The following is a 24,435-nucleotide window of genomic DNA, read 5'->3' as shown; positions in this document are numbered from 1 at the left end:
TCAGGCGAAGGGGTCGGGGGTGAGCGTGTACTTGGTGCTGAGGTACTCGTGGATCCCCTCGAGTCCGCCCTCGCGGCCGAGGCCCGACTGCTTCACCCCGCCGAAGGGCGCCGCCGCGTTCGACACCACGCCGACGTTGAGGCCCATCATCCCGGTGGCGAGCCGCTCGATCATCCGCTGACCGCGGGCGAGATCGCGCGTGAAGACGTAGGACACCAGTCCGTACTCGGTGTCGTTGGCGAGCGCGACGGCGTCGTCCTCGTCGGTGAACGGCACGATCGCGAGGACCGGGCCGAAGATCTCGGTGCGCAGGATCTCGCTCTCCCGGTCGACCCCCGCGAGCACGGTCGGCCGGTAGAAGTGGCCGGCCCCCTCGATCCGATCGCCGCCGGTGAGCAGGCGCGCGCCGCGGGAGATTGCGTCCTCCACCAGCGCGGACGCCTTCTCGACCGCGCGCTCGTCGATCAGCGGGCCGATGGTCACTCCGTCCTCGGTGCCGCGGCCGACGCGCAGAGCGCGCACGCGCTCCACGATCCGCGCCGCGAACTCCTCGGCGATCGACTCGTGCACGAAGAAGCGGTTGGCGGCCGTGCAGGCCTGGCCGATGTTGCGGAACTTCGCGAGCATCGCGCCCTCGACCGCCCGGTCGAGGTCGGCGTCCTCGAACACGACGAAGGGCGCGTTGCCGCCCAGCTCCATCGAGGTCCGCAGCACGTTCTCGGAGGCCTGCTGCAGCAGCGTGCGCCCGACGGGAGTGGAGCCGGTGAAGGACACCTTCCGCAGGCGGGGATCCGACAGGATCGGAGCCGACACGGCTCCCGCCGAGGACGTGGTGACCACGTTGAGCACGCCGTCGGGGAGCCCCGCCTCGGCGAGCAGCGCCGCGAAGGCGAGCGTGGTGAGCGGAGTGAGCTCGGCCGGCTTCACGACGACGGTGCAGCCCGCCGCCAGCGCCGGAGCGATCTTCCGCGTCGCCATCGCGAGCGGGAAGTTCCAGGGGGTGATCAGGTAGCAGGGGCCCACCGGGTGCTGCGAGACGATCATCCGGCCACTGCCCTCGGGCGAGACGCCGTAGCGTCCGCTGATGCGCACCGCCTCCTCGCTGAACCAGCGGAGGAACTCGCCGCCGTACACGACCTCGCCCCTCGCCTCCGCGACCGGCTTGCCCATCTCGAGCGCCATCAGGAGCGCGAACTCCTCGGTGCGCTCCTGCAGGAGGTCGAACGCCCGCCGGAGGATCTCGCCCCGCTTCCGCGGCGCCGTCGCGGCCCACGACGGACCGGCGGCGACGGCGGCGTCGAGCGCCCGGACCCCGTCCTCCGGAGTCGCGTCGGCGATCGAGACCAGGACCGCTCCGGTGGCCGGGTCCTCGACGTCGATCGAGCCGCCGCCGGAGGCGTCCACCCACTCACCGCCGATCAGCAGCTGCGTGGGGATGCGGGCGAGCAGAGCGGTCTCGGCGGCGCGGGACGCGACGGAATCAGTCACAGGAGGGAACCACTTCTTCGGATCGGAGCGCGCAGACCGCGCCGGGAGGAGCTTCTCGTCCTCCCAGTGTAGGACGGGCGATCGCTCCGGGGGCGTGGTCGCCGGGAGCCGCGAGGACCTGCGCCTCCCTGAGCCCTGTGGAGGGACGAGCGCTCAGACGGACCGCTCGACGCGGACTCCCGCCTCCGTCAGCTCGCGCAGCGCCGCGGCACTCGCCTCCTCGGAGACGCCTGCGACCAGGTCCTGGAGCACGCGGACCTCGAGCCCCGCCCGTCGCGCGTCGAGCGCCGAGGCGCGCACGCAGTGGTCGGTCGCGAGTCCCACGACGTCGAGCGCAGTGACGCCCCGCTCCGCGAGCACGGCGCCGAGCTCCTCGCCCGCCTCCGTCGTGCCCTCGAAGGCCGAGTAGGAGGGGCGGCCCTGCCCCTTGAGGATCTGCACGTCGATCAGAGCGGTGTCCAGGGCCGGGTGGAACCGCGCGCCGTCCGTGCCGGCGACGCAGTGGACGGGCCAGCTGTCGACGAAGTCCGGCTCCACCGCGAAGTGGCCGCCGTTGTCGGAGTCGCCCTCGTGCCAGTCGCGGGAGGCCAGCACCGCGGAGTAGCGGTCGGCGTGCGCCGCCAGATGCGCGGTGATTCCCCGGGCGACGGCCGCGCCGCCTGTGACGGCGAGCGCGCCGCCCTCGGTGAAGTCGTTCTGCACGTCGACGATCAGGAGTGCGGTGGTCATCGTGGGCCTTCCGGGAGGAGGTGGCGAGGAGGAGCGGGAGGTCGACCCGCCCGGGTCAGGAGTCGGAGAGCGAGGATCCGCAGCGGTAGACACCCGTCATGAGAGTGTCGATCGCGGTCTTCGCCGAGTCGGAGACGTCGCCGAGAGCGTAGACCGCGAAGGTCAGCTCGGTGCCGTCCGCCGCGGTGACCACGCCGGCCAGGGTGTAGCCGGTGTCGATCCAGCCCGTCTTCGCCCGCACCGCGCCGTCGGCCGCGGCGTTGTCGCCGGCGAAGCGGTCGGAGTAGGAGAGCGAGCCCGTCCGGCCCGACACCGGCAGGCCGTCCAGGAGGATCCCCAGCTGCCCCTCGCGGGCCTGCACCTTCCGGAGCAGCTCGGTGAAGTACGCCGGCTCGACCGCGTTGTCGTCGCTCAGGCCGGAGCCGTCGGCGATCGCGATCCCGGACGTGTCGACGCCGTAACCGGCGAGCCCCTGCAGCACACCGGCCTGCTCGGCAGCGAAGTCGCTGCCCGCGCCGGTGCGGATCGCGACGAGCCGCGCGAGCATCTCGGCGATCGCATTGTCGGAGACGAGCAGCATCTGCTGCACGAGCGTGCCGACCGGAGCCGACTCCACCGTGCCGAGAACCGCGGCGCCCGCGGGAGCGGTCCCGGTGGAGACCACGGGCGAGCCGTCCAGCTCGCCGGCGAACGCCTCTCCGGCCCGGCCGACCGGATCCGTGCCGCGCTCGGAGGTCGAGGCCGTGGGGTCCTCGCGATCGCCGTCCACCTGGAGCGCCGTGATCTCGGGCATGTAGCCGTCGACCTGCTCCTTGCGGTTCCAGCTCGGCTGCCAGGTCTCGCCCGAGTAGAGGGAGGAGTCGAGCACCAGCGACGTGATCGGCGTCCCGGCGGTGGAGGGGTCGGCCTCCCAGGCGCTCTCGACCTGCGCCGCGAGATCGTCGAGGTGGGCCGCTCCGGCGTAGGTCGACTCCCGGCCGGTCGGGAGCCGGGTCAGGGTGAGGTCTCCCCCGCCGACGAGGACGACGCTCCCGGGTTCGCTCCCCCGGACCACGGTAGTGGCGATGCGCGTGTCCGGGCCGAGGACCGCGAGCGCCGACGCGGCCGTCAGGATCTTGAGGGCGGAGGCGGTGCGGGACGCGGTCCCGCCCCCGCGGTCGAACAGGACCTCGCCCGTCGCGGCGTCGACCACACGCGCCTGCATCGAGCCCAGGCGCGGGTCGGCGGCGAGCCCCGCCACCGAGCAGGTGCGGAGCGCCTCGGCCGCCGCTTCGGCGGTGGGCCGCGCCGTGGCCGTCGGCGTCGGTGTGGGAGTCGCGGTGGCGGTCGGGGTCGAGACGACGGGCAGCGCCCCGGGCTCCGCGGCGCTGCCGAGGGCCGTCCCCACGCCGAAGGCGCCGCCACCGAGCGCGGCGGCCACGAGCACCGCGGCGACCACGAGAGTGCGGCGACGGCGGGGAGGAGGCGTGTCGGTCATCCGCAACAGGGTAGCGACGCGAGTTCGACGCGACCTGGACGTCGCGGATGAGGCCGGGAACTCGCGGATCCGGCCGGGACGTCGCGGATGACGGGAGAGGGAGCCGCCTGTGGGAATCGAACCCACGACCTTCTCATTACGAGTGAGACGCTCTGCCGACTGAGCTAAGGCGGCGTGCACGCGGGGCCTGAGCCCCGGACACGATTACACAGCATAGCCTGCTCGCGCCCCCGGGCGTGAATCAGGACGGCGCGGTCGAGCAGAGGCCCCGCGACGGCGGCGCCTACCGCTGCGTTCGGCTCAGGCGAGCGCGCCGCGGAGCTCCTCGAAGGAGCGGGCGATGCGTCCGGGCAGGGCCTCCCGGCCGTCGTGATCGACCCAGGCCGCCCAGGCGTGGCGGACGGCGGCGAGCCCGAGGAGCGTCAGCATCCGCGCCCGGCTGCGCACCCGCTCCGCGTCGTCGTCCTCCTGGCCGAGACGCTCGGCGACGAGCCCCTCGACCGCGAGCTCGAACTCGCGCATGCCCGCGATCTTCAGACCGACCAGATGCGGGTGCTCGCGGAAGAGCGCGCGGCGGAGGACGTGCAGCTCCCGGTCCTCCTCGAGCGGCTCCTCCATCGCGGCGACGAAGACCCGCTGCAGGTCCTCGAGCACGGCGCCCCGGCCCGTGACGAACGCCGCCGCCGTCTCGTCGGCGATGACCGGGAGCCCGCCGACCAGCGCGTCCTCCTTCGAGGCGAAGTAGTTGAAGAAGGTGCGCGTGGAGACGTCGGCGGCGCGCGAGACGTCCTCGATGGTCACCCGCTCCGGCCCGCGCTCGCTCGCCAGGCGGAGGACGGCGATCTCGATCGCCCGCCGCGTGGCCAGGCGCTTGCGCTCGCGGAGCCCGGGCTGCTGCTCGCGGGGCCGCTCCTGCTCGGTCAGCACTGCGGATCCACCTCCGGGACGGTCCCCTCGAGCAGGTACGCGTCGACCGCGTCGTTCACGCAGGACGTCGACTTGTTGTAGGCCGTGTGGCCCTCGCCGTCGTAGGTGACCAGGTGACCGGCGGAGAGCTCGCCCGCGAGCGCCTGCGCCCACACGTAGGGCGTCGCGGGATCGTTCGTGGTGCCCACGACCAGGATGGGCGCCGAGCCCTCCGCGGTGATCGGCTCGCGGGAGCCCTCGAACGCCGCCGGCCACTCGCTGCAGAGGATGTCGCCGTAGGCCATGTAGCGGCCGATCGTCGGCGCGGCCTGCTCGAGAGCGGCCTCGTCGGCGCGCATCGAGGCGGTGTCGGCGTCGTAGGAGTAGTCGACGCAGTTGATCGCGAGGAACGCCTCGGTGGTGTTGTCCGCGTACCGGCCGTCCGCGTCGCGCCCGTTGTAGGCGTCCGCGTACTGGAACGCGACCGCGGGGTCGCCCCGGCGGACGTCGGCCAGCATCTCGCTCAGCGCTCCCCACGCCGTGGCGTCGTAGAGCGGGTAGACGATCGCGGTGAACAGCGTGCTCGCGCCGAGCTCACGGCCATCGGCGGCCCGGATCGGCGAGGCGTCCACGTCCTCGAGCATGCGCTTCAGCTGGGCCATCCCCGCGTCGACGGTGCCGGTGAACGGGCAGTCGTCCGAGCGGAGGCAGTCGGCGAGGTAGGCGCGCAGTGCGCTCTCGAACCCCTTCGCCTGCTCGCGCACCACGTCGAACGAGGTGGCCGCCGGATCGATCGCGCCGTCGAGGACGAGGCGGCCGACCCGGTCCGGGAACAGCCCGGCGTAGGTCGCTCCGAGGAACGTGCCGTAGGAGTAGCCGAGGTAGTGCAGCGTCTCGTCGCCGAGCGCCGCGCGCAGCACGTCGAGATCACGGGCGGCGCTCGGGGTGCCGACCTCGGGCAGCAGCGGCCCGCTGCGCTCCTGGCAGGCGGCGGCGAACCCAGCGGCGGACGTGCGCTGCGCCTGGATCCACTCCTCGCTGCCCCGCTCCCCGGGCGTGATGTCGTAGAGGTAGGAGTCGAGGCCCGCGGCGTCGAGACAGGAGACCGCGGTGGAGGCGCCCACTCCGCGCGGATCGAAGCCGACGACGTCGTACCGGGCGGCGAGCGCGGAGTCGACCGCGTAGTCGGCGCTGTCACGGATGAAGTCGACGCCCGACGCTCCCGGTCCGCCCGGGTTCACGAGCAGGGAGCCGATCGCCGGTCCCTTCGTCGCGGGTCGGCGCACCAGGGCGATCGACGCCGTCTCCCCCGAGGGGTCGTCCCAGTCGAGCGGGACTGTCGCGTCGGTGCAGAGAGCGCCGTCGCCGCAGTCGTCCCAGACCAGCACCTGCGAGTAGTAGCGCTCCAGGGAGTCGTCGACGGTCTGCGGATAGGGGGTGGAGGTCCTGTCGACGCTCGGGCCGGGCGCGAAGCAGCCGGTCAGGAGGGACGCGGCCGCGGCGAGCGCGACGACGACGGCCGACCGGCGCCCCCGCCTCACGCGGCCACCGGGCGGCGCGCCGCGACGACGAGCAGCGCCTCGAGAGCGAGGACCGGGGAGACGTTCGCGTCGATCCGCTGCCGGGCGGTCGCGATCGCGTCGAGGACGGCGAGCGTGCGGTCGGGCGGAGTCGCGTCGGCGAGCGCGGTCATCTCGGTCCGGACCTCCTCGTTGATGACGCCGCCGGGCGCTCCGAGCTGGAGGCGCACCACGTCGCGGTAGAGGGAGAGCAGGTCGACGAGGATCCGGTCGAGGCCGTCGCGGAGGCTCCGCGTCGCGCGTCGCTTCTGATCCTCCTCGAGCGCCCGCAGCTGCGAGCGGAGCTGCGCGGGCACGGTGCCCCCGGGCTCGACGCCGAGCGAGCGCAGCGCCTGCTGCCGCTCGGCCTCGTCGCGCTCGAGCGTGATCGCCTTGGCGTCCTCGGTCGCGACCTCGATCATCCGCGCAGCGCCGAGCACCGCGTCCGAGACGCCGCGGAGGCGCAGGGCGATGCGGAGCGTCTCCTCGCGGCGCTCGCGCGCGTTCGCGTCGGTCGCCAGGCGGTGCGCCATCCCGATGTGGCTCTGAGCCTGGCGGGCGGCGCGCTCGGCGGTCTCGGGGTCGACCCCGTCGCGGCGCTCGAGGAGACCGGCGACGTCCTCGATGCTCGGCACGCGGAGCCGCACGGAGCGGACGCGGGAGCGGATGGTGGGGAGCAGATCGGCCTCGCTCGGGGCGCACAGGATCCAGACCGTGCGCTCCGGCGGCTCCTCGAGCGCCTTCAGCAGCACGTTGGACGTGCGCTCGCTCATCCGGTCGGCGTCCTCGATGACCATGACGCGGTAGCGCGACACCGAGGGCGAGTACTGCGAGCTGCTGACCAGCCGCCGCACCTCGTCGATCGAGATGATCACGCGCTCGGTGGTCAGCACGGCGAGGTCGGGATGGGAGCGGGCGGCGACCTGGCGGCAGTCGGGGCACTCCCCGCAGCCGCCGTGGCGGCAGAGCAGTGCGGAGGCGAACGCGTAGGCGAGGTTCGAGCGGCCGGACCCGGGAGGGCCGGTGATGAGCCAGGAGTGCGTCATCGACGACGACTCCCGGCCACGGTCGTCCCGGGGCGTCGAGGCGTCCTGCAGGGCGCCGATGGCGTGCTCCTGCCCGACGAGCTGGCTCCAGACGGTCATGCCACCAGGCTAACCGCGAGCACCGACAGCCGACGCGCCGTCGAGGAGGACGGCGACCCGCTCCCGCACCGCGGCCGCGATCTCCTCGACGGGGAGACCGGCGTCCACGACGAGGAAGCGCTCGGCGTCCGTCTCGGCGATCGCCAGGAACGCCTCGCGCACGCGCCCGTGGAACTCCGCCTTCTCGGCCTCCAGCCGGTCGAAGCGCGTGCGGGCCGCGTCGAGCCGGCCCCGCGCGACGGCGGGGTCGAGGTCGAGCAGGACGGTGAGGTCGGGCCTCAGGTCGTGGGTGGCCCACTCCGAGAGCCGCCGGACCTCGACGGCGTCGAGGACCCGCCCGGCTCCCTGGTAGGCGACGGAGGAGTCGATGTAGCGGTCCTGCACGACGACCTCGCCGCGCTCGAGCGCCGGTCGCACGAGCGTCCCGATGTGCTGAGCGCGGTCCGCCGCGTAGAGCAGGGCCTCGGCCCGCGGATCGATCTCGCCGCGGTGGTGCAGAACGATCTCGCGGATCTGCAGGCCCACCTCGGTTCCTCCGGGCTCGCGGGTGCGGACGACGGTCTCGCCCCGCGTGCCCAGCCACTCCTCGAGCAGCCGGGCCTGCGTGGTCTTGCCCGCGCCGTCCCCGCCCTCGAGGGTGACGAACAGCCCGGTCACGACTCCGTCGCGTCCGACGTCTCGGCGGCAGCCGCCGCAGCCGCGCGGCTCGCGGCGGTGGCGCGGGGCGCGGCGGGCTTCTTCGCTGCGGTCGTCTTCTTGGCGGCCGCTGTCGTCTTGGCCGCCGTCGTCTTGGCCGCCGTCGTCTTGGCCGCCGTCGTCTTGGCCGCGGTCGTCTTCGCCGCGGGCTTCCTGGCCGGCGCGCGCTTGGCCGGAGCCTTCTTGGCCGGGCCCTTCGCGCGCTTGTCGGCGAGCATCTGGACCGCCTGCTCGAAGTCGATCTCCTCGATCGTGAGGCCCTTGGAGATCGTGACGTTGGTCTCGCCGTCGGTCACATAGGCGCCGAAGCGTCCGTCGCGGATCCGGATCGGCTTGCCGCTGACGGGGTCCGCCTCGAACTCCTTCAGCGCGCTCGACGCGCGTCGCGCCCCGTACTTCGGCTGGGCGAAGATCTCGAGCGCCGTCGGCAGGTCGACCTCGAAGATCTGGTCCTCGCTGGTGAGCGACCGGCTGTCGGTGCCCTTCTTGATGTACGGGCCGTACCGGCCGTTCTGAGCCGTGATCGGCTCGCCGCTCTCGGGGTCGTCGCCGACCGTGCGCGGCAGGTCGAGCAGGCGCAGCGCCGTCGCCAGGTCGATCGACGCGACGTCCATGGACTTGAAGAGGGAGGAGGTGCGCGGCTTCACGACAGCGGGCTTCTTCGCGCCGCGCTTCGCGGGCACGGGCTCGACGACCTCCCCGGTGGCGGGATCCGCCGCGGTCTCCGGCTCCGGATCGACCTCGGTCACGTAGGGGCCGAAGCGCCCGTCCTTGACGACGACGGTCTTGCCCGAGTCGGGGTTGCTTCCCAGCACGCGGTCGGTCTGCACCGGGGCGTCGACGAGCTCCTGCGCCTTGGCGGGCGTGAGCTCGTCGGGAGCCAGCTCGAGCGGCAGGTTGACGCGACGCGGCGTCTCCTGCCCCTCCTCCTGGGCCACCTCGAGGTAGGGGCCGTACTTGCCGATGCGCAGGGTGATGTCGTCCGTGATCCGGACGGAGTTGATGCTCTTCGCATCGATCTCGCCGAGGTTGTCCACGACGTGTCGGAGCCCGGGGTGCGTGCCTCCGCCGAAGTAGAAGCGGTTGAGCCAGGCGACGCGGTCCTCCTCGCCGCCGGCGATGCGGTCGAGGTCGCCCTCCATCTCGGCGGTGAAGTCGTACTCCACCAGGTCGGAGAAGAAGTCCTCGAGCAGCCGGACCACCGAGAAGGCGATCCAGTTGGGCACGAGGGCGGTCCCGCGCGGAGTGACGTAGCCGCGGTCGACGATGGTGGAGATGATCGACGCGTAGGTCGAGGGCCGGCCGATGCCGAGCTCCTCGAGCGCCTTGACCAGGCTCGCCTCCGTGTAGCGCGGGGGCGGCGAGGTCTCGTGGCCCTTGGCCTCGACCTCGGCGACGACCAGGCTCTGGCCGACCTCGAGCACCGGCAGCTTGGCGTCCTTCTCGTCGCGGGCGCCGTGACGCTCCTCGTCGCGCCCCTCCTCGTAGGCGAGCAGGAATCCGCGGAAGGTGATGACGGTTCCGGAGGCGGTGAACTCGGCGGTCTTCGCGACGTCGCCGGCCGGCTCGGCGAGCAGCGTCACGGTGGCGGTCGAGCCCTTGGCGTCGGCCATCTGCGAGGCGACGGTGCGCTTCCAGATGAGCTCGTAGAGGCGGAGGTCGTTGCCGCGGAGGGTGCCCGAGAGCTGGTCCGGGGTGCGGAAGGTCTCGCCCGCGGGCCGGATGGCCTCGTGCGCCTCCTGCGCGTTCTTGTTCTTGCCGGAGTACAGGCGGGGCTTGTCCGGGACGGTCTCGGCTCCGTAGAGGGACGCGGCCTGAGTGCGTGCCGCGTTCAGCGCCTGCTGCGAGAGCCCGGGCGAGTCGGTCCTCATGTAGGTGATGAAGCCGTTCTCGTAGAGCGACTGCGCGACGCTCATCGTCTGGCGCGCCGAGAAGCGGAGCTTGCGCGCCGCCTCCTGCTGGAGCGTGGACGTGGTGAACGGGGCGGCGGGGCGGCGCGAGTACGGCTTGGACTCGAGGTTCGAGACCCGGACCGTGGTGGCGGGGTCGCGCAGCGCCTCGGCGAGGGCACCGGCGGTGGACTCGTCGAGGACGGTGACGTCGCCCTTCAGCTGACCGCGGTCGTCGAAGTCGCGGCCGCTTCCGATCCGCTTGCCGTCGAGCCGCGCCAGGCGGGCGTCGAAGCCCGCCGCGGCGTCCGACTCGGGTGCGAGCACGGTGGCGAGGTCCCAGTAGCTCGCCGACACGAACGCCAGGCGCTCCCGCTCGCGGTCGACCACCAGGCGGGTCGCGGCCGACTGCACCCGGCCGGCCGAGAGCCCGGGGCCGACCTTGCGCCACAGCACGGGCGAGATCTCGTAGCCGTAGAGGCGGTCGAGGATGCGGCGGGTCTCCTGGGCGTCGACCAGGGAGGTGTCGATGTCCCGGGTGTTGTCGCGCGCCTTCTGGATCGCGTCCTTCGTGATCTCGTGGAAGACCATGCGGTGCACGGGGACCTTGGGCTTGAGCTCCTCGAGGAGGTGCCACGCGATGGCCTCACCCTCGCGGTCCTCATCAGTGGCGAGGTAGAGCTCGTCGGCGTTCTTCAGCGCGCGCTTGAGGTCGGCGACCGTCTTCTTCTTCTGGTCGGACACGACGTAGTAGGGCTCGAAGCCGTTGTCGACGTCGACGGAGAACTTGCCCAGCGGGCCCTTCTTCAGCTCCGGGGGGAGGTTCTTCGGCTCGATGAGGTCGCGGATGTGCCCGACGGAGGCGAGCACCTCGTAGCCGTCGCCCAGGTACTGGGCGATGGTCTTGGCTTTCGCCGGCGACTCGACGATCACCAGCTTCTTCGTGCCGGACACAGTTCTCCTCGATTGGTGCTGTCGGGTCGGACGACCAGTGGTCCGACGTCCCCTGCTGCGGGGAGACGGTGCGCGGCGACGTGGTGCGGGGAACGGCGACGCGTCCCCATCGGCGGGGGCGCCCGACAGGCACACCATACACACTGACCCCGGACGTCCTGCCCCCTCCCGAGGACACGGGGACCTCGGGAGGACGCTGGACACGGCCTCGGAGCCGCCTGCCCGGCCTGCCGTCGGCGGGGGTGACGCGCGGCGCCGATCGGCGCATGATGAGGCATGGCAACGACGCACACCACCACGACTTCCGCCTACACGGCCAAGCTCCTCGACGGACCGCTGGAGGGCAAGACCCTCCGCCGGGGATACGGCGACGATCAGGCCCCCGCCGCACGCCTCGAGATCCCCGGGGCGAGGGCGGGCTCCCGCTACATCTACCTCCTCGCCGGGGGCCTCGAGCACGACGAGGGCGCGGGCGCCCTGCCGACCGCCGCCGCGTACCGGTACCAGCGACTCTCCTCCGACTGACGCGCTCCCGCGGCGTCGCCCGAACCTCGGTCCGGACGACGCCCGCTGCTGCCTCCGCCCTCAGGGCGGCGGGCCGGCCCTCGACCGCGCCGTGAGGGAGAGCGGACCCGCGGCGACGGCCGCCTCCGTTCTCGCGACGCCCCCGTCGACGTCGCAGAGGACGAGCTCGGCGCCGTTCGCGCGGGCCACGGCGGCGGCACGTCCGCACGGATCCCCGGCCAGCAGGCCGGAGGCGACGTCGGCCGCTGCCAGGGACGAGGCGTCCGCGGCGGCGACCGCTCGCTGGTGCCCGACGACTCCTGCGCAGCCGGCGAGCACGGCGGCCGTCACCAGGATCGTGCCCGCGACGACTCCGATCGCCACGACCGCGGCCGAGCCCTCCTCCCGGTCGCGGACAGCCCCGGGGAGTCGGCGGATCATCCGCCCCCGCCCAGCGCGCAGGACCGGACCGAGACCGGGAGCGACACCGCCGGGAGCGGGCGCAGCCGGGCCGCGACGTCGACGCAGACCAGTCCGTCCTGCTCCCCCGCCGTGAGCGACGCCCCCGCCACCCGGGCGAGCGGCGCGCGGGGGTCGTCGCCCCGGGCCGCGGACCGCGCCGCGTCGGCGGCCGCGTCGACGAGCCGGACGTACTGCGCCGAGGCCGCCACCGACCCCAGGCACAGCGCCAGCACCGCGACCACCGCCGGGAGCACGAGCGCGAGCTCGGCCGTGGCCGAGCCCTCCTCCTGGACGAGCCGCCCGCGCAGCAGCGGAAGGCCTCTCATCCCGCCGCGGTGAGCGCGCGGGTCACCAGGTCGGTCAGGATGCTCCGCACCTCGTCGCCCTTGAGGATGACCACCAGCAGCCCGGCGAAGCCGACCGCGGCCATCGTCGCGATCGCGTACTCCGCCGTCGCCGACCCCTCCTCGTCGCCCAGAGCGCCGAGACCTCCCCACCCGGGTCGGCGCCACTCGACGCGCCCCGCGGAGACGTCGATGCCCGTTCCTCCGCCGGACGCCGCACCTCCGCCGCTCCTCGAGCCCCGGCTCGTTCCGGGCACACGACTTCCCGCATCCCTGCTCCTACCGAGTCCTCGACTCCGGGAGACTCCCCCGCCGCTGATCGCCGTGTCACTTCTCATCCGTCCTGCTCCGTTCCGCCCCGCTCCGTGCCCCTCCTCCGAGGATCGCGGACTCCCGATCCCGCCGATCGGCCCTCCGGCCGATCCGTGGAGGCGCTTCCCGATCCCGCCCCTGTGGAGGAGCGGTCGACCGCGTCACGCCGCCACCGAGAACGTCGAGAGCAGCACCGAGACGACCATCGGAGCCACTCCGAGCAGCAGGAACGCCGGCAGCACGCAGATCCCGAGCGGCAGCATCAGGGTCACGCCGAGCCGAGCGGCTCGCTCCCGCGCCCCGGAGGACGCCCGTGCCCGGACCAGAGCCGCCTCGCTCCGGAGCAGGCGTCCGGCCGGCACGCCCGCTGCCGCGGAGAGGGCGAGCACCGGGTCCGCGTCGGAGAGCACGCGCTCGCCCGAGTCGAGCCCGCACTCGGCGAGCGCCGCCACGACCCGGGCGCGCGACGACTCGATCGAGCCGCCACCGGCCAGCGCCACCGAGAGGAGGTCGAGCGCGAGCCCGGGCGCCGGATCGGCCGGGGCCGCGCTTCGGACGAGGCGCCGCGTCCACGCGTGCGCGGCCGCCATCAACCCGGCTCCCCCCACCAGGCAGACCGCACCGGGCACCGTCCCGAGGAGCACGCCGACCACGTCGAAGCCCAGCAGTGCCCCCAGACCCAGCGCCGCCAGCGGCAGCGCGCTCACGACCCTCCCGGTGGCGGAGGGACCGGCCAGAGCCACCTCGATGTCCCGGCGGGCGCGCGCCAGCTCGCGCAGGGACTCCGCCAGCTCGCCGAGAGCGGCGGCGACCGGCGCGCCGGAGTCGGCGGCCACCCGCCACGCGGCGGCCAGCGCCGCCCACGCGGTCGCCTCACCGGTGTCCGGCGCTCGCCGTCGCGGCCGCTTCCGCTCCGAGCCGCTCCGCCGCGAAACCGGCGTCCCGCGCAGCAGCGCCTCCGTCACGTCGCCCCCGCGGCCGGCCTCCTCCGACACCGCCCGGAGCAGTCGCCGCCGCCGCGCGTCCCCGCTGTCCGCCCCCTCCGCCCCCGCGAGATGCCCGAGGGCCGACGCGGGAGCCACTCCCGCCGCGAGGAGGACGGCCAGTCGGTGCACGACGGCCGCGACCTCGTCCAGCCCGTCGCGGCCCGTCACGCGCTCGACCTCGAGGCGCTCGGGAGCGACCCGTCCTCGACCCTCAGGCGGCCGGCCGCGTCGAGCGCGAACGTCCCGAATGCCGCCAGCCGCCGCCGCCCGTCGCGGCGCTCGAGGTGGAGCACCAGGTCGATCGCGCTGACCGTCTGGCGGGCGATCGCCTCGGGCCCGAGTCCCGCGAGGACCCCGAGCGCCTCGAGACGCGCGGGCACGTCCTCGAGGGAGTTCGCGTGGAGGGTCCCCGCACCGCCGTCGTGCCCGGTGTTCAGCGCGGACAGCAGCTCGCGCAGCTCGACGCCGCGGCACTCGCCGAGGACCAGGCGGTCCGGACGCATCCGCAGCGCCTCCCGCACGAGCCGGTCCAGGCCCACGGCACCGGCGCCCTCGAGGTTGGGCTGCCGCGCCTCGAGCGAGACGACGTGCGGGTGCGCCGACCGGAGCTCGCCGACGTCCTCGATGGCGACGATCCGCTCGGTCGGCGCCGCGCACCCGAGCAGGGCGCCGAGCAGGGTGGTCTTGCCTGATCCACCGGCTCCCGTGATCAGCAGGTTCCACCGCTCGCGGACCGCCCGGCGCAGAAGCCGCACTCCGTCGTCGTCCAGCATCCCGGCCGCCTGCAGCTCCCCGAGCGTCCAGGAGTCCGACCGCGGCACCCGCACCGACACGAGCGCTCCCCCGGTCGCCACCGGCGGCAGCACGACGTGCACGCGGACCCCGTGGCGGAGCCTGACGTCCACGCACGGGCTCGCCTCGTCGACGTGCCGTCCACCGGCCGCGACCAGCGCGACGGCCAGCCGCCGTGCTCCGGCGGCGTCGAGCGTCCACTCCGGAACCCGCTCCGCACCACCGCCCCGGTCGATCCAGAGGCCCGCGCCGCCGTTCACGAAGAGGTCGGTCACCGCGGGGTCCGCGGCGTGCGGCGCGAGCAGCCCGAGACCGGCGGCGGCGGGCCGCACCGGCAGCGGGTCGCGGCGGTGCTCGGCGGGGACGAGGGGGACGAAGTCGCGGGTCATCCCGGCACGCTAGGAGCCCGTTCCGCGCGCCGGGGCGCTCCCTGCCCGATCGGAGGAGAGACGCCCGCGTCGGCGCCTGTGGAGGAACGACCCGGGCCGGACGCGCGCGCAGGGGCGGCCCGGGGCTCTCGGCAGGGAGCCGCTCCGAGGAGGGGCCCCACGGCGCAGAGAAGCCCAGTCGACGAGGAGACGTCCCGGCAACGCGGAAACGCCCCCGCGAGCAGGGCTCGAGCGGGGGCGTCCCTCCGCCGGATCCGGCGGGAAGAAGGGGGCGGCACCCATTGGGGGGAACAGGTGCCGCCTCGGCGGCGCTGGATTGGGGGGAATCACTTGCGCCGCTGGGCCGAAGTTCATTCGGCCGTATGCAACTGTAGGGGACGGATCGCGATTCGCCAAGCCCGGATCCTGTTCTCTGCGGACTCTTATCCGACACCCGCCCCGCACTCAGCTTGCGGCGCTCGGCGATCCCCGCTGGAGGCGGGCGCTACGGTGGTGCGACGCCGACCGCGCGGGCCGGCGAACGTCTCACTCGCGAAGGAGCGAATCGCAGATGTCCACTCCCCCCGACGCCCCGGCCGCCGACCGGAACGCCATCGACAACCTCCTCCACGAGACCCGCCGGTTCCCGCCGCCGGCCGATCTCGCCGCCGGAGCGGTCGCGACCGCCGCGCTCTACGACGAGGCCGCGGCCGACCGCCTCGCCTTCTGGGCCGACCGGAGCCGCGAGCTCCTGCACTGGCACCGGCCGTTCACGCGCACGCTCGACTGGAGCGAGCCCCCGTTCGCGAAGTGGTTCGACGACGGTGAGCTGAACGTGGCCTACAACTGCCTCGACCGCCACGTCCTGGCCGGCCACGGCGACCGCGTCGCCCTGCACTGGGAGGGCGAGCCCGGCGACTCCCGCTCGATCACCTACGCCGAGCTCACCGCCGAGGTGAAGCGCGCCGCGAACCTGCTCACGAGCCTCGGCGTCCGCGCCGGCGACCGCGTCGCGATCTACCTGCCCATGATCCCGGAGGCGGTCATCGCGATGCTGGCCGTCGCCCGGCTGGGGGCGGTCCACTCCGTCGTCTTCGGCGGCTTCAGCGCCGAGAGCCTCCGCGCGCGGATCGACGACGCGGAGGCGACACTCGTCATCACCGCCGACGGCGGCTGGCGCAAGGGCGCCGTCTCGCCCCTGAAGCCGGCGGTCGACGCCGCGCTCGCCCTCGGCGGCGAGTCCAGCGTCCAGCACGTCCTGGTCGTGCGCCGCGGAGGCAACGAGGTCGCCTGGCACGAGGGGCGCGACCTCTGGTGGCACGAGGAGATCGTGGCGGTCGACGCCGACCACGTCGCCAAGCCGTTCCCCGCCGAGCAGCCCCTCTTCATCCTCTACACGAGCGGCACGACCGGGAAGCCCAAGGGCATCCTGCACACCAGCGGCGGGTACCTCACCCAGGTCGCCTTCACGCACCGCGCGGTCTTCGACCTGCACCCCGAGTCGGACGTCTACTGGTCGACCGCGGACGTGGGCTGGATCACCGGACACAGCTACGTCGTCTACGGCCCGCTCGCCAACGGCGCCACCCAGGTGATGTACGAGGGCACTCCGGACAGCCCGCATCCCGGCCGCTGGTGGGAGATCGTCGAGAAGCACGGCGTGACGATCCTCTACGCGGCGCCCACGGCGATCCGCTCCTTCATGAAGCTCGGCCGGCAGATCCCGCAGCGCTTCGACCTCTCGAGCCTGCGCCTGCTCGGATCGGTCGGCGAGCCGATCAACCCGGAGGCGTGGGTCTGGTACCGCGACGTCATCGGCGGCGGCCGCACCCCCATCGTCGACACCTGGTGGCAGACCGAGACCGGCGCGATGATGGTGTCCCCCCTGCCCGGAGTGACGACTCTCAAGCCCGGGTCGGCGCAGGTCGCTCTGCCGGGGATCTCGATCGACGTGGTCGACGACTCCGGGACGCCGGTCGGCGCCGACGAGGGCGGACTGCTCGTGATCACCGAGCCCTGGCCGGCGATGCTGCGCGGCATCTGGGGCGACCCGGAGCGGTACGTCGAGACCTACTGGTCGAAGTTCGGCGACCGCTACTTCGCGGGCGACGGGGCGCGTCGTGATCAGGACGGCGACCTCTGGCTCCTGGGGCGCGTGGACGACGTGATGAACGTCTCCGGCCACCGCCTCTCGACGGCCGAGATCGAGTCGGCCCTCGTCTCGCACCCGGTCGTCGCCGAGGCGGCCGTCGTGGGAGCCGCGGACGAGACCACCGGCCAGGCCGTGGTCGCGTTCGTGATCGCGAAGGCGAGCCAGGCCGAGGCGCTGGCCCACGGACACGACGAGCTCGAGGCCACCCTGAAGGCGCACGTCGCCGAGCACATCGGCGCGATCGCCCGCCCGAAGCGGATCTTCGTGGTGCAGGAGCTGCCCAAGACCCGCTCGGGGAAGATCATGCGCCGGCTGCTGCGCGACGTGGCGGAGGGACGTGCCGTGGGCGACACGACGACGCTCGCGGACACGCAGGTGATGGAGGTGATCTCCTCCGCGATCGCCGCGGACTGACCGGGCGCCGCCCCCTCCCGCCGTGTGGGCCGGAGGGGGCGGTGCGTCAGTCGAAGGCGACGATCAGCTCGACCTCGACGGGAGCGCCGAGGGGCAGCTCCGCCACCCCGACGGCCGAGCGCGCGTGACGGCCGGGCTCGCCGAACACGTCGCCGAGCAGCTCCGAGGCGCCGTTGATCACGCCGGGCTGCCCGGTGAAGCCGGAGGCGGACGCGACGAAGCCGGTGAGCTTCACGATCCGCGTCACCCGGTCGAGCGATCCGATCGCGTCGGCGACGGCCGCGAGCGCGTTGAGGGCGCAGGTGCGGGCCAGCTCCTTCGCCTGCTCGGGCGACACCTCGTCGCCGACCTTGCCGACCAGCGGCAGAGCGCCGTCGACGAAGGGGATCTGCCCCGCCGTGTAGACGAGGCCGCCGTGCACGACGGCGGGGACGTAGGCGCCGGCGGGGACCGCCACGGCGGGCAGCTCGACGCCGAGCTCCGCGAGGCGCTCGGCGATCACGCGCCGGCCTCGGCGACGGGGCGCTTGAGGTACGCGACGAGGCCGCCCTCGGGACCGGTCACGATCTGGACCAGCTCCCAGCCCTCGGATCCCCAGGTGTTCAGGATCGCCGTGGTGTTGTGGATCATCAGCGGGGTGGTGATGTACTCCCAGCGCGGGACGGACATGGCTCTCCTCGGGTGCGGCCGGTGCGGGACGACTGCTGAGCGCCGCGCGTCGGCGGGATGAGCGCCGCGGCTCGTCCGAGCGCGGCGACTACGCTGATTCTATGTCGGGGCAGGGCGGGACCAGAGTCGTGAAGACCATCGGGGGCGCCGTCGGCGGTCTGATCGGCATCGTCGCCATGAGCGTCGTCGCGGGAGTCCTGGTGGCCGCCTCGGTGACGCCGGCGATCGCGCTGAGCGGCATGGCCGCCGGCAACACGGTGGAGATGTTCGACAACCTCCCCGAGTACCTCGAGATCGGCACGCTCGCCGAGAAGAGCGACGTGTACGCGAAGGACTCCTCCGGCGGCGACGTGCTGCTCGCCTCCTTCTACGCCCAGAACCGCGTCGAGGTGGGCTGGGACGAGATCTCGCCGTTCGTGAAGGACGCCGTGGTCGCCTCCGAGGACCCCCGCTTCTACGAGCACGGCGGCATCGATCTGCTCGGCACCGTCCGCGCGGCCGCGACGACGGCCATGGGCGGGGACGTCCAGGGCGGCTCCTCCATCACGCAGCAGTACGTCAAGAACGTGCTCGTGCAGAAGGCGGAGGCGCTCAGCGATCCGATCGAGCGCGACGCGGCCTACCGCGAGGCCACGGAGACCACTCCGGAGCGCAAGGTCGCGGAGATGCGGCTCGCCATCGGGCTCGAGAAGGAGTATCCGAAGAACGACATCCTGCTGGGCTACCTCAACATCGCCCTGTTCGGCGGCACCGTCTACGGCGTCGAGGCGGCCGCCCGCTACTACTTCGGAGTGAGCGCGAAGGACCTCTCGCTCGCGCAGTCCGCCGCGCTCGTCGCGATCGTGAACAACCCCGAGAAGTTCCGCTTCGACCGGCCCGGCGACCCGGCGAACCCCGCCGCGGAGGGCTACCCGCAGACCCGGGACCGGCGCGACTACATCGTCACCCGCATGGACCTCGAGTCGAAGGTGACGTCCGAGCAGGCGCAGGCGGCCGTCGCCGAGCCCGTGACGCCGAACATCACCGAGCCGAGCACCGGCTGCCAGACGGCCGGAGTCGCGGCCTTCTTCTGCGACTACGTCACCTGGGTCATCAAGAACGACGACGCGTTCGGTGCGAGTCAGGACGAGCGCGACGCCACCTTCAAGCGCGGCGGCTACCGGATCTACACGACCCTCGACTCCGACCTGCAGCAGGCCGCCGTCTCGGCCACCGACGACTGGGTGCCCAAGTCGATGGCGAACGTGAACATCGGCAGCGCGAGCGTCTCGGTCGAGGTCGGCACCGGCCGCATCCTCGCGATGACCCAGAACAAGGACTACTCCAACGATCCGGACCTGACGGGCCCCAACTACACGAGCGTCAACTACAACACCGACTTCGGGTACGGCGGCTCCTCGGGATTCCAGGTCGGCTCGACCTACAAGGTGTTCACCCTCGCGGAGTGGCTGCAGGAGGGGCACTCGCTCGGCGAGAGCGTCGACGGCACCCGCCGCGCCTACACGACCTTCCGTGACAGCTGCGAGCCCGACGGCGTCTACTACGGCGAGTCCTGGAACCCCGGGAACGACGAGGGCGGCAACGGAGGAGTGACCACGGCCCTGCAGGCCACGACCGGCTCGATCAACACCTCGTTCGCCGCCATGGCCCAGCAGCTGGACCTCTGCGGCATCCGCAACACGGCGCTGGCGATGGGCGTGCACCGTGCCGACGGGACCGAGCTGCAGAAGCTCGCGCCGACCATCCTCGGCACCAACGAGATCGCTCCGCTCACGATGGCCACGGCCTTCGCCGGCTTCGCGAACAAGGGCACCGTCTGCACGCCCATCGCGATCGACCGGATCGTCGACCGCACGGGCGCGGACGTCGCGCCGCCCGCCTCCGAGTGCAGCCAGGGGATGTCCGAGGAGGTGGCCGCGACCGCCGGCTACGCCCTGCAGCAGGTGGTGACGGGCGGCACCGGCGCCCCCTCCAACCCCCGCACCGGGGTGCCGCACATCGGCAAGACCGGCACCACGGACGACGCGCTGCACACGTGGATGGTCGGCGCGAGCACCGAGGTCGCCACCGCCACCTGGGTCGGCAACGTGACCGGCTTCACCTCCATGCGCGGATTCAGTCTCAACCGGGTGAACGCCGGTCAGGTGCGCCACCAGATCTGGCCGCGCATCATGCGCGTCGCCGACGCCAAGTACGGCGGGACGGCGTTCCCGGCTCCGGTCCGCTCGCTCGTCGACGCTCCGCAGGAGGCCGTGCCCCAGGTCACCGGGCAGAGCCCCTCTGCGGCGGCCTCACGCCTGCGCTCCGTCGGCTTCACGGTCCGCGTCGACACTTCTCCGGTCCCCTCCGACCGCCCGGCAGGGACGGTCGCGCAGACGAACCCGCCCGCCGGGTCGCGCGTCTCCCGGGGCGCGGAGATCACCCTGCAGATCAGCGCCGGACCGGGCGCCCCGCCCCGCGCGGGCTGAGCCCCCGCACCCCCGGCTGCTCCCGAGGGAGCGTCCGGCAGAATGAACGCGGCCGCGCTCGCGGCCGACGTGCGAGAGAAGGACCCATGACCGGACGCACCCGTCGCCCCCTCACCACCGCCCTCGCGACCGTCGCCGCGGCCGGAGCCGTCGCCGCGGCCTGGGGCATCGGCGTCGAGCGGACGCTGTTCACCGTCCGGCGCACGTCGTTCCCGGTGCTGCCCGCCGGTTCCGAGCCGATCCGCGTCCTGCACGTGTCGGACCTGCACATGGCCCCGTGGCAGAGCAAGAAGCAGGAGTGGATCCGCTCGCTCCTCGCCCTGGCGCCCGACGTCGTGGTCGACACCGGCGACAACCTCGGCCACCGCGACGGCGTGCTCGGCATCCGCCGGGCCCTGGAGCCCTTCGCCGGGATCCCCGGCGCCTTCGTCAACGGATCCAACGACTACTTCGGCCCTCGGATCAAGAACCCGCTCCGCTACTTCGTCGGCCCCTCCAAGAACCCCAAGCAGCACGAGGCCGATCTCGACACCGACGGGCTGACCGGCTTCTTCTCGGACGGGCTCGGCTGGGTGGACCTCAACAACCGCGCCGAGAGCATCACGGTGAAGGGGACGCGCATCGAGTTCTTCGGCGTCGACGACCCGCACATCGGCCTCGACCGCATCGACCTCGTCGCCGGAGCCGTGGACGAGCTGCGCGGCGCGGAGGACGGACCGGCCGGGGTCAGCATCGGCGTGGCGCACGCGCCCTACCAGCGCATCCTCGACGACTTCGTCGCCCGCGGCGCCGAGGTGATCCTCGCCGGGCACACGCACGGCGGGCAGGTCTGCGTCCCGGGCTTCGGCGCCCTCGTCACCAACTGCGACATCCCGCGCGACAAGGTCGCCGGCTCGACGACGTGGGACAACGGACTGCGCAGCTCGTACCTCAACGTGTCCGCCGGAGTCGGCACCTCGATCTACGCACCGGTGCGCTTCGCCTGCCGGCCCGAGGTGACCCTCGTCACGCTCACTCCGGCGGCCTGACGAGGGGTGTCCGACGGCGGTCCGGAAATCGGCTACTATTGTCGAGGCTCGTGAGCGGTTCTCCGTGATGAGCACACCGGGGTGTGGCGCAGCTTGGTAGCGCGCCTCGTTCGGGACGAGGAGGTCGTGGGTTCGAATCCCGCTACCCCGACCGGTGAGAAGCCCGGCCAGGATCGATGATCCGGCCGGGCTTCGTCGTTCCCGGGGCGTTCTCGGAATTCTGCTGTGGCGGGGCTCGCCCGCAGGCGGATGCTCGCCCGGGCCGGAGCCCGGTCGACGACGGAGCCGGCGCGATCACCGCCCCGCGCTCTCCGGCTCGAGCACCCCTGTCGGCATCCCGAGCGTCCTGCGCACGGGCGTGCCTCCAGCCCACTCCCCCGCGCCTCCCGGCCCGATCCCAGCAGCCGGGAGCGAGACTGTTCTTCCGCCGTCGTCGCCGCCCCCGCCCGACGACCGACGACCGACGAGAGGAGCACCGTGACCCGGTCGCTCACCCGCCTCACCCTCGCCATCGGCGTGCCCTACGTGGTCGCGCTCGCAGCGATCGCCTTCTGGCCGACGCCCGTCGATGCGGGAGTGCGGGGGGATCTCGGCCGGGTGACCTCCTGGTTCGCCCGGCACGGCCTCCCGATGGTCGACTACGCGTTCATCGAGTCGACTGCCAACATCGCCCTGTTCGTGCCCCTGGGGCTGCTCCTGGCCCTCAACCTGCGGCTCCGGAGGGCGTGGGTCGCCGTCGCCGTCGGCGCCGTCGTGAGCTCGCTCATCGAGGCGGGCCAGCTGCTCTTCCTCTCGGCGCGCTTCGCCACCGTCGACGACGTCGTGATGAACACCTCCGGCGCCCTCCTCGGCGCGGTCGCCGGCGTACTGCTCCGGATGGTCGTCCGCGCACGACGACGCCGGAGGGCGGCGGAGTGGGACGACGCCTTCGCGCACATCCCCCTCCGCGGCACCTCCGGCGTCGTGGCGGATCAGCCGAGCCGCGTCCGCTGAGACGACGGCTCCGCCGCGTCAGCGGCCGAGGCCGCGGTACTCCCAGCCGGCCGCACGCCAGGCGGCGGGGTCGAGGCAGTTGCGACCGTCGACGAGGAAGGTGTTGGCCACCTTCGCCGCCGTGGCCGCGGGGTCGAGGGCGCGGAACTGCTTCCACTCCGTCACGACGACCACGGCGTCGGCACCGGCCAGCGCCTCGTCGACGTCGGTCGTGTAGGTGATCTCGGGGTAGCGGCGGCGCGAGTTCTCGATCGCCTCGGGGTCGGTCGCGACCACGGTCGCACCGAGGTCGTGCAGGCGCGCGGCGACGTCGAGCGACGGCGAGTCGCGGATGTCGTCCGACTCCGGCTTGAACGCCAGACCGAGCACCGCGATGCGGCGGCCCTCGACGGAGCCGCCCAGGCCCTCGGTGACGAGGTCGACGACGCGCTGACGGCGACGCAGGTTGATCGCGTCGACCTCTTTGAGGAAGGCGACGGACTCGCCGACGCCGAGCTCGTCGGCGCGGGCCGAGAAGGCGCGGATGTCCTTCGGGAGGCAGCCGCCTCCGAAGCCGATGCCCGCGTTCAGGAAGCGGCGGCCGATCCGCACGTCGTAGCCGATCGCGTCGGCGAGCTGCGTGACGTCCGCGCCGGTGACCTCCGCGATCTCGGCGATCGCGTTGATGAACGAGATCTTGGTCGCGAGGAAGGCGTTGGCCGAGACCTTCACCAGCTCGGCGGTGGCGTAGTCGGTGACCACGAGCGGGGTCTCGGCCGCGAGCGCCGTCGCGTAGACCTCGTCGAGGGTCGCCTTCGCCGCTGCTCCGGCCTCGCCTGCGGGCACGCCGTAGACGAGGCGGTCGGGGCTGATCGTGTCCTTCACGGCGAAGCCTTCGCGGAGGAACTCGGGGTTCCAGGCGAGGGTCGCACCGGAGGAGGCGATGCGGTCGGCCAGGCGGGCGGCTGTGCCGACGGGGACGGTCGACTTGCCGACGACGAGGGAGTCCGCCTCGAGGTAGGGCAGGAGACCGTCGATCGCCGAGTCGACGTAGGTCATGTCCGCGGCGTTCTCGCCCGGCTTCTGCGGGGTGCCGACGGCGACGAAGTGCACGGCCGCACCGGCGGCGTCCGCCATGTCGGTCGAGAAGCGCAGGCGCCCGGAGGCGACGCCGGAGGACAGCAGCTCCGGGAGGCCGGGCTCGAAGAACGGCGCGGTGCCGGCGGCCAGGGCGTCGATCTTCTTCTGGTCGACGTCGATGCCGATGACGTCGTGGCCGAGCTCGGCCATGGCGGCAGCGTGGACGGCACCGAGGTAGCCGCAGCCGATGACAGAAAGCTTCACAGGGGTTCTCCGAATCGTGGCGGGTTCGTGTCGCGGTCGCGACGGTGAGGAGGAGCGATGCGATGCGGCGAGGCGTCAGCGCGCCCGCGGACGCGCGACTACCGCCGCGCCAATGCTCTCAGATCACGGGAGAGGTCGGCGACAGCCGCCGCGATCTGCGCCGCCACGCGCTCGTGCACGGCCTCGCTGCGGCCGATCGGGTCCTCGATGTCGTCGCCGCCCTCGCCCCGCGGGGCGCGCCCGCGGTGGGCGGCGGCGAGCCGCACGACGGCGCGGAGTCGCGCGGCGGGGTCCTCGATCGTCGGCAGCGGCACCTCCCGCAGCACGAACGGCAGCACGCGGGCGAACTCGAGCAGCGTGAAGCCGCGGAGGAGGAGCGACGGGAAGCGCCGGGAGGCGTCGACCAGGTGGTCGCGCGTCATCGTGAGCAGGAGGTCGGCGTCGCCGACGATCGCGTCGCCGAGCACCGCGCTCGTGTGCGCGGCCGGGTCTCCCCCGTGCTGAGCCGAGAAGCGGGCCGAGACCGGGTCCATCGGCAGTCCGTCGCGCGTCCTCACTCCGGCGCTCGTGAACGCGAAGAGCGGACCTCCCGCGGGTGAGGTCGCGTCGGCGAGTGCGGCGCGCAGCAGCTGCTCCGCCATCGGCGACCGGCAGATATTGCCGGTGCAGACCGAGAGCACGGTGAAGACGGGCGCGGCGGAGGCGGCGACCGGTTCGTCCGGTCGCCAGCTCCGGCGGGCGGGGCGGGCGGAGTCGTCTCCCGGGAAGATCATCGCG

General features: G+C 73.2%; 22 protein-coding genes and 2 tRNA genes. 6 read left to right on the top strand and 18 right to left on the bottom strand.

Annotated elements, in window-relative coordinates:
- From C5C39_RS06250 to topA, 9 genes are all read right to left on the bottom strand, one after another.
- A complete protein-coding gene (locus C5C39_RS06250) occupies window positions 1–1,488 on the bottom strand; it encodes an NAD-dependent succinate-semialdehyde dehydrogenase (protein ID WP_104327797.1) in 1,488 nt (495 codons plus the stop codon).
- A gap of 153 nt (window positions 1,489–1,641) precedes the next feature.
- Window positions 1,642–2,217: an isochorismatase family protein gene (locus C5C39_RS06245; RefSeq protein ID WP_104352913.1), complete on the bottom strand. Its 576-nt coding sequence runs from the start codon at window positions 2,215–2,217 to the stop codon at window positions 1,642–1,644.
- 55 nt (window positions 2,218–2,272) lie between these two features.
- Window positions 2,273–3,694 (bottom strand): D-alanyl-D-alanine carboxypeptidase/D-alanyl-D-alanine-endopeptidase, encoded by a 1,422-nt coding sequence (gene dacB / locus C5C39_RS06240; RefSeq protein ID WP_146083880.1) that lies wholly within the window; start codon window positions 3,692–3,694, stop codon window positions 2,273–2,275.
- Window positions 3,695–3,795: 101 nt separating this feature from the next.
- Window positions 3,796–3,868, bottom strand: a tRNA-Thr gene (locus C5C39_RS06230).
- A gap of 126 nt (window positions 3,869–3,994) precedes the next feature.
- On the bottom strand, window positions 3,995–4,621 hold the full coding sequence (locus C5C39_RS17445) for a TetR/AcrR family transcriptional regulator (protein WP_181127868.1): 627 nt from the start codon (window positions 4,619–4,621) through the stop codon (window positions 3,995–3,997).
- On the bottom strand, window positions 4,615–6,141 hold the full coding sequence (locus tag C5C39_RS06220; protein ID WP_104352910.1) for an alpha/beta hydrolase: 1,527 nt from the start codon (window positions 6,139–6,141) through the stop codon (window positions 4,615–4,617). The genes C5C39_RS17445 and C5C39_RS06220 overlap by 7 nt, the downstream gene beginning before the upstream one ends.
- Window positions 6,138–7,304 (bottom strand): DNA polymerase III subunit delta', encoded by a 1,167-nt coding sequence (locus C5C39_RS06215; RefSeq protein ID WP_104233729.1) that lies wholly within the window; start codon window positions 7,302–7,304, stop codon window positions 6,138–6,140. The genes C5C39_RS06220 and C5C39_RS06215 overlap by 4 nt, the downstream gene beginning before the upstream one ends.
- A gap of 9 nt (window positions 7,305–7,313) precedes the next feature.
- Window positions 7,314–7,961: a dTMP kinase gene (gene tmk, locus C5C39_RS06210; protein WP_104352909.1), complete on the bottom strand. Its 648-nt coding sequence runs from the start codon at window positions 7,959–7,961 to the stop codon at window positions 7,314–7,316.
- Window positions 7,958–10,843, bottom strand: coding sequence for a type I DNA topoisomerase (topA, locus tag C5C39_RS06205; RefSeq protein ID WP_104329499.1), 2,886 nt, complete (start codon window positions 10,841–10,843; stop codon window positions 7,958–7,960). Before topA ends, tmk begins: the two co-directional genes overlap by 4 nt.
- A gap of 276 nt (window positions 10,844–11,119) precedes the next feature.
- Here topA and C5C39_RS06200 point away from each other — a divergent pair, with 276 nt between their 5' ends.
- Complete coding sequence (locus tag C5C39_RS06200; RefSeq protein WP_104222197.1) at window positions 11,120–11,368, top strand: hypothetical protein; 249 nt, start codon at window positions 11,120–11,122, stop codon at window positions 11,366–11,368.
- A 60-nt stretch (window positions 11,369–11,428) separates the two neighbouring features.
- Here the strand turns inward: C5C39_RS06200 and C5C39_RS06195 are convergent, their stop codons facing one another.
- From C5C39_RS06195 to C5C39_RS06175, 5 genes are all read right to left on the bottom strand, one after another.
- Window positions 11,429–11,788 carry an Rv3654c family TadE-like protein gene (locus C5C39_RS06195; protein WP_104222195.1) on the bottom strand — a complete coding sequence of 120 codons (360 nt, stop codon included), beginning with the start codon at window positions 11,786–11,788 and terminating at the stop codon, window positions 11,429–11,431.
- On the bottom strand, window positions 11,785–12,135 hold the full coding sequence (locus C5C39_RS06190) for a TadE family type IV pilus minor pilin (RefSeq protein WP_104292274.1): 351 nt from the start codon (window positions 12,133–12,135) through the stop codon (window positions 11,785–11,787). Before C5C39_RS06190 ends, C5C39_RS06195 begins: the two co-directional genes overlap by 4 nt.
- The gene (locus C5C39_RS06185) at window positions 12,132–12,410 is read right to left on the bottom strand and encodes a DUF4244 domain-containing protein (RefSeq protein ID WP_244229600.1); all 279 of its coding nucleotides are present in this window, start codon (window positions 12,408–12,410) and stop codon (window positions 12,132–12,134) included. The genes C5C39_RS06190 and C5C39_RS06185 overlap by 4 nt, the downstream gene beginning before the upstream one ends.
- Window positions 12,411–12,626: 216 nt before the next feature.
- Window positions 12,627–13,619, bottom strand: coding sequence for a type II secretion system F family protein (locus C5C39_RS06180; protein ID WP_104227249.1), 993 nt, complete (start codon window positions 13,617–13,619; stop codon window positions 12,627–12,629).
- Window positions 13,616–14,632: a TadA family conjugal transfer-associated ATPase gene (locus C5C39_RS06175; protein WP_104352908.1), complete on the bottom strand. Its 1,017-nt coding sequence runs from the start codon at window positions 14,630–14,632 to the stop codon at window positions 13,616–13,618. The genes C5C39_RS06180 and C5C39_RS06175 overlap by 4 nt, the downstream gene beginning before the upstream one ends.
- A 550-nt stretch (window positions 14,633–15,182) precedes the next feature.
- Between C5C39_RS06175 and acs the strand changes: the two genes are divergently transcribed.
- Window positions 15,183–17,177 (top strand): acetate--CoA ligase, encoded by a 1,995-nt coding sequence (gene acs, locus C5C39_RS06170; RefSeq protein ID WP_104352907.1) that lies wholly within the window; start codon window positions 15,183–15,185, stop codon window positions 17,175–17,177.
- Window positions 17,178–17,223: 46 nt separating this feature from the next.
- On the opposite strand, the gene C5C39_RS06165 is transcribed toward acs, so the two are convergent.
- A complete protein-coding gene (locus C5C39_RS06165; RefSeq protein WP_219812178.1) occupies window positions 17,224–17,679 on the bottom strand; it encodes a RidA family protein in 456 nt (151 codons plus the stop codon).
- A complete protein-coding gene (locus tag C5C39_RS17440; RefSeq protein WP_164861113.1) occupies window positions 17,676–17,846 on the bottom strand; it encodes a hypothetical protein in 171 nt (56 codons plus the stop codon). The genes C5C39_RS06165 and C5C39_RS17440 overlap by 4 nt, the downstream gene beginning before the upstream one ends.
- 101 nt (window positions 17,847–17,947) lie before the next feature.
- Here C5C39_RS17440 and C5C39_RS06160 point away from each other — a divergent pair, with 101 nt between their 5' ends.
- From C5C39_RS06160 to C5C39_RS06145, 4 genes are all read left to right on the top strand, one after another.
- Entirely contained in the window at window positions 17,948–20,314 is a 2,367-nt protein-coding gene (locus C5C39_RS06160; protein ID WP_104250595.1) for a transglycosylase domain-containing protein, read from the top strand.
- Between the two features lie 86 nt (window positions 20,315–20,400).
- Window positions 20,401–21,342, top strand: a complete 942-nt coding sequence (locus C5C39_RS06155; protein ID WP_104233739.1) for a metallophosphoesterase — start codon at window positions 20,401–20,403, stop codon at window positions 21,340–21,342.
- 77 nt (window positions 21,343–21,419) lie between these two features.
- Window positions 21,420–21,493, top strand: a tRNA-Pro gene (locus tag C5C39_RS06150).
- Between the two features lie 326 nt (window positions 21,494–21,819).
- On the top strand, window positions 21,820–22,335 hold the full coding sequence (locus C5C39_RS06145; RefSeq protein WP_244229599.1) for a VanZ family protein: 516 nt from the start codon (window positions 21,820–21,822) through the stop codon (window positions 22,333–22,335).
- A gap of 18 nt (window positions 22,336–22,353) precedes the next feature.
- Here the strand turns inward: C5C39_RS06145 and C5C39_RS06140 are convergent, their stop codons facing one another.
- Window positions 22,354–23,658, bottom strand: a complete 1,305-nt coding sequence (locus C5C39_RS06140; RefSeq protein ID WP_104222179.1) for a UDP-glucose/GDP-mannose dehydrogenase family protein — start codon at window positions 23,656–23,658, stop codon at window positions 22,354–22,356.
- A 98-nt stretch (window positions 23,659–23,756) separates the two neighbouring features.
- A complete protein-coding gene (locus C5C39_RS06135) occupies window positions 23,757–24,431 on the bottom strand; it encodes a low molecular weight phosphatase family protein (protein WP_104352905.1) in 675 nt (224 codons plus the stop codon).
- Window positions 24,432–24,435: the final 4 nt, after the last annotated feature.

The sequence above is a fragment of the Rathayibacter sp. AY1F3 genome (assembly GCF_002931975.1).
GTDB lineage: Bacteria > Actinomycetota > Actinomycetes > Actinomycetales > Microbacteriaceae > Rathayibacter.
This window is presented reverse-complemented; position numbering and strand designations above follow the sequence as displayed.

What these genes read in the sequence shown, in the direction of transcription:
- C5C39_RS06245 (WP_104352913.1), bottom strand. Translation starts at nt 2,217, where the DNA reads ATGACCACCGCACTCCTGATCGTCGACGTGCAGAACGACTTCACCGAG.
- dacB (WP_146083880.1), bottom strand. Translation starts at nt 3,694, where the DNA reads ATGACCGACACGCCTCCTCCCCGCCGTCGCCGCACTCTCGTGGTCGCC.
- C5C39_RS06215 (WP_104233729.1), bottom strand. Translation starts at nt 7,304, where the DNA reads ATGACCGTCTGGAGCCAGCTCGTCGGGCAGGAGCACGCCATCGGCGCC.
- C5C39_RS06200 (WP_104222197.1), top strand. Translation starts at nt 11,120, where the DNA reads ATGGCAACGACGCACACCACCACGACTTCCGCCTACACGGCCAAGCTC.
- C5C39_RS06195 (WP_104222195.1), bottom strand. Translation starts at nt 11,788, where the DNA reads ATGATCCGCCGACTCCCCGGGGCTGTCCGCGACCGGGAGGAGGGCTCG.
- C5C39_RS06190 (WP_104292274.1), bottom strand. Translation starts at nt 12,135, where the DNA reads ATGAGAGGCCTTCCGCTGCTGCGCGGGCGGCTCGTCCAGGAGGAGGGC.
- C5C39_RS06175 (WP_104352908.1), bottom strand. Translation starts at nt 14,632, where the DNA reads ATGACCCGCGACTTCGTCCCCCTCGTCCCCGCCGAGCACCGCCGCGAC.
- acs (WP_104352907.1), top strand. Translation starts at nt 15,183, where the DNA reads ATGTCCACTCCCCCCGACGCCCCGGCCGCCGACCGGAACGCCATCGAC.
- C5C39_RS17440 (WP_164861113.1), bottom strand. Translation starts at nt 17,846, where the DNA reads ATGTCCGTCCCGCGCTGGGAGTACATCACCACCCCGCTGATGATCCAC.
- C5C39_RS06160 (WP_104250595.1), top strand. Translation starts at nt 17,948, where the DNA reads ATGTCGGGGCAGGGCGGGACCAGAGTCGTGAAGACCATCGGGGGCGCC.
- C5C39_RS06155 (WP_104233739.1), top strand. Translation starts at nt 20,401, where the DNA reads ATGACCGGACGCACCCGTCGCCCCCTCACCACCGCCCTCGCGACCGTC.
- C5C39_RS06135 (WP_104352905.1), bottom strand. Translation starts at nt 24,431, where the DNA reads ATGATCTTCCCGGGAGACGACTCCGCCCGCCCCGCCCGCCGGAGCTGG.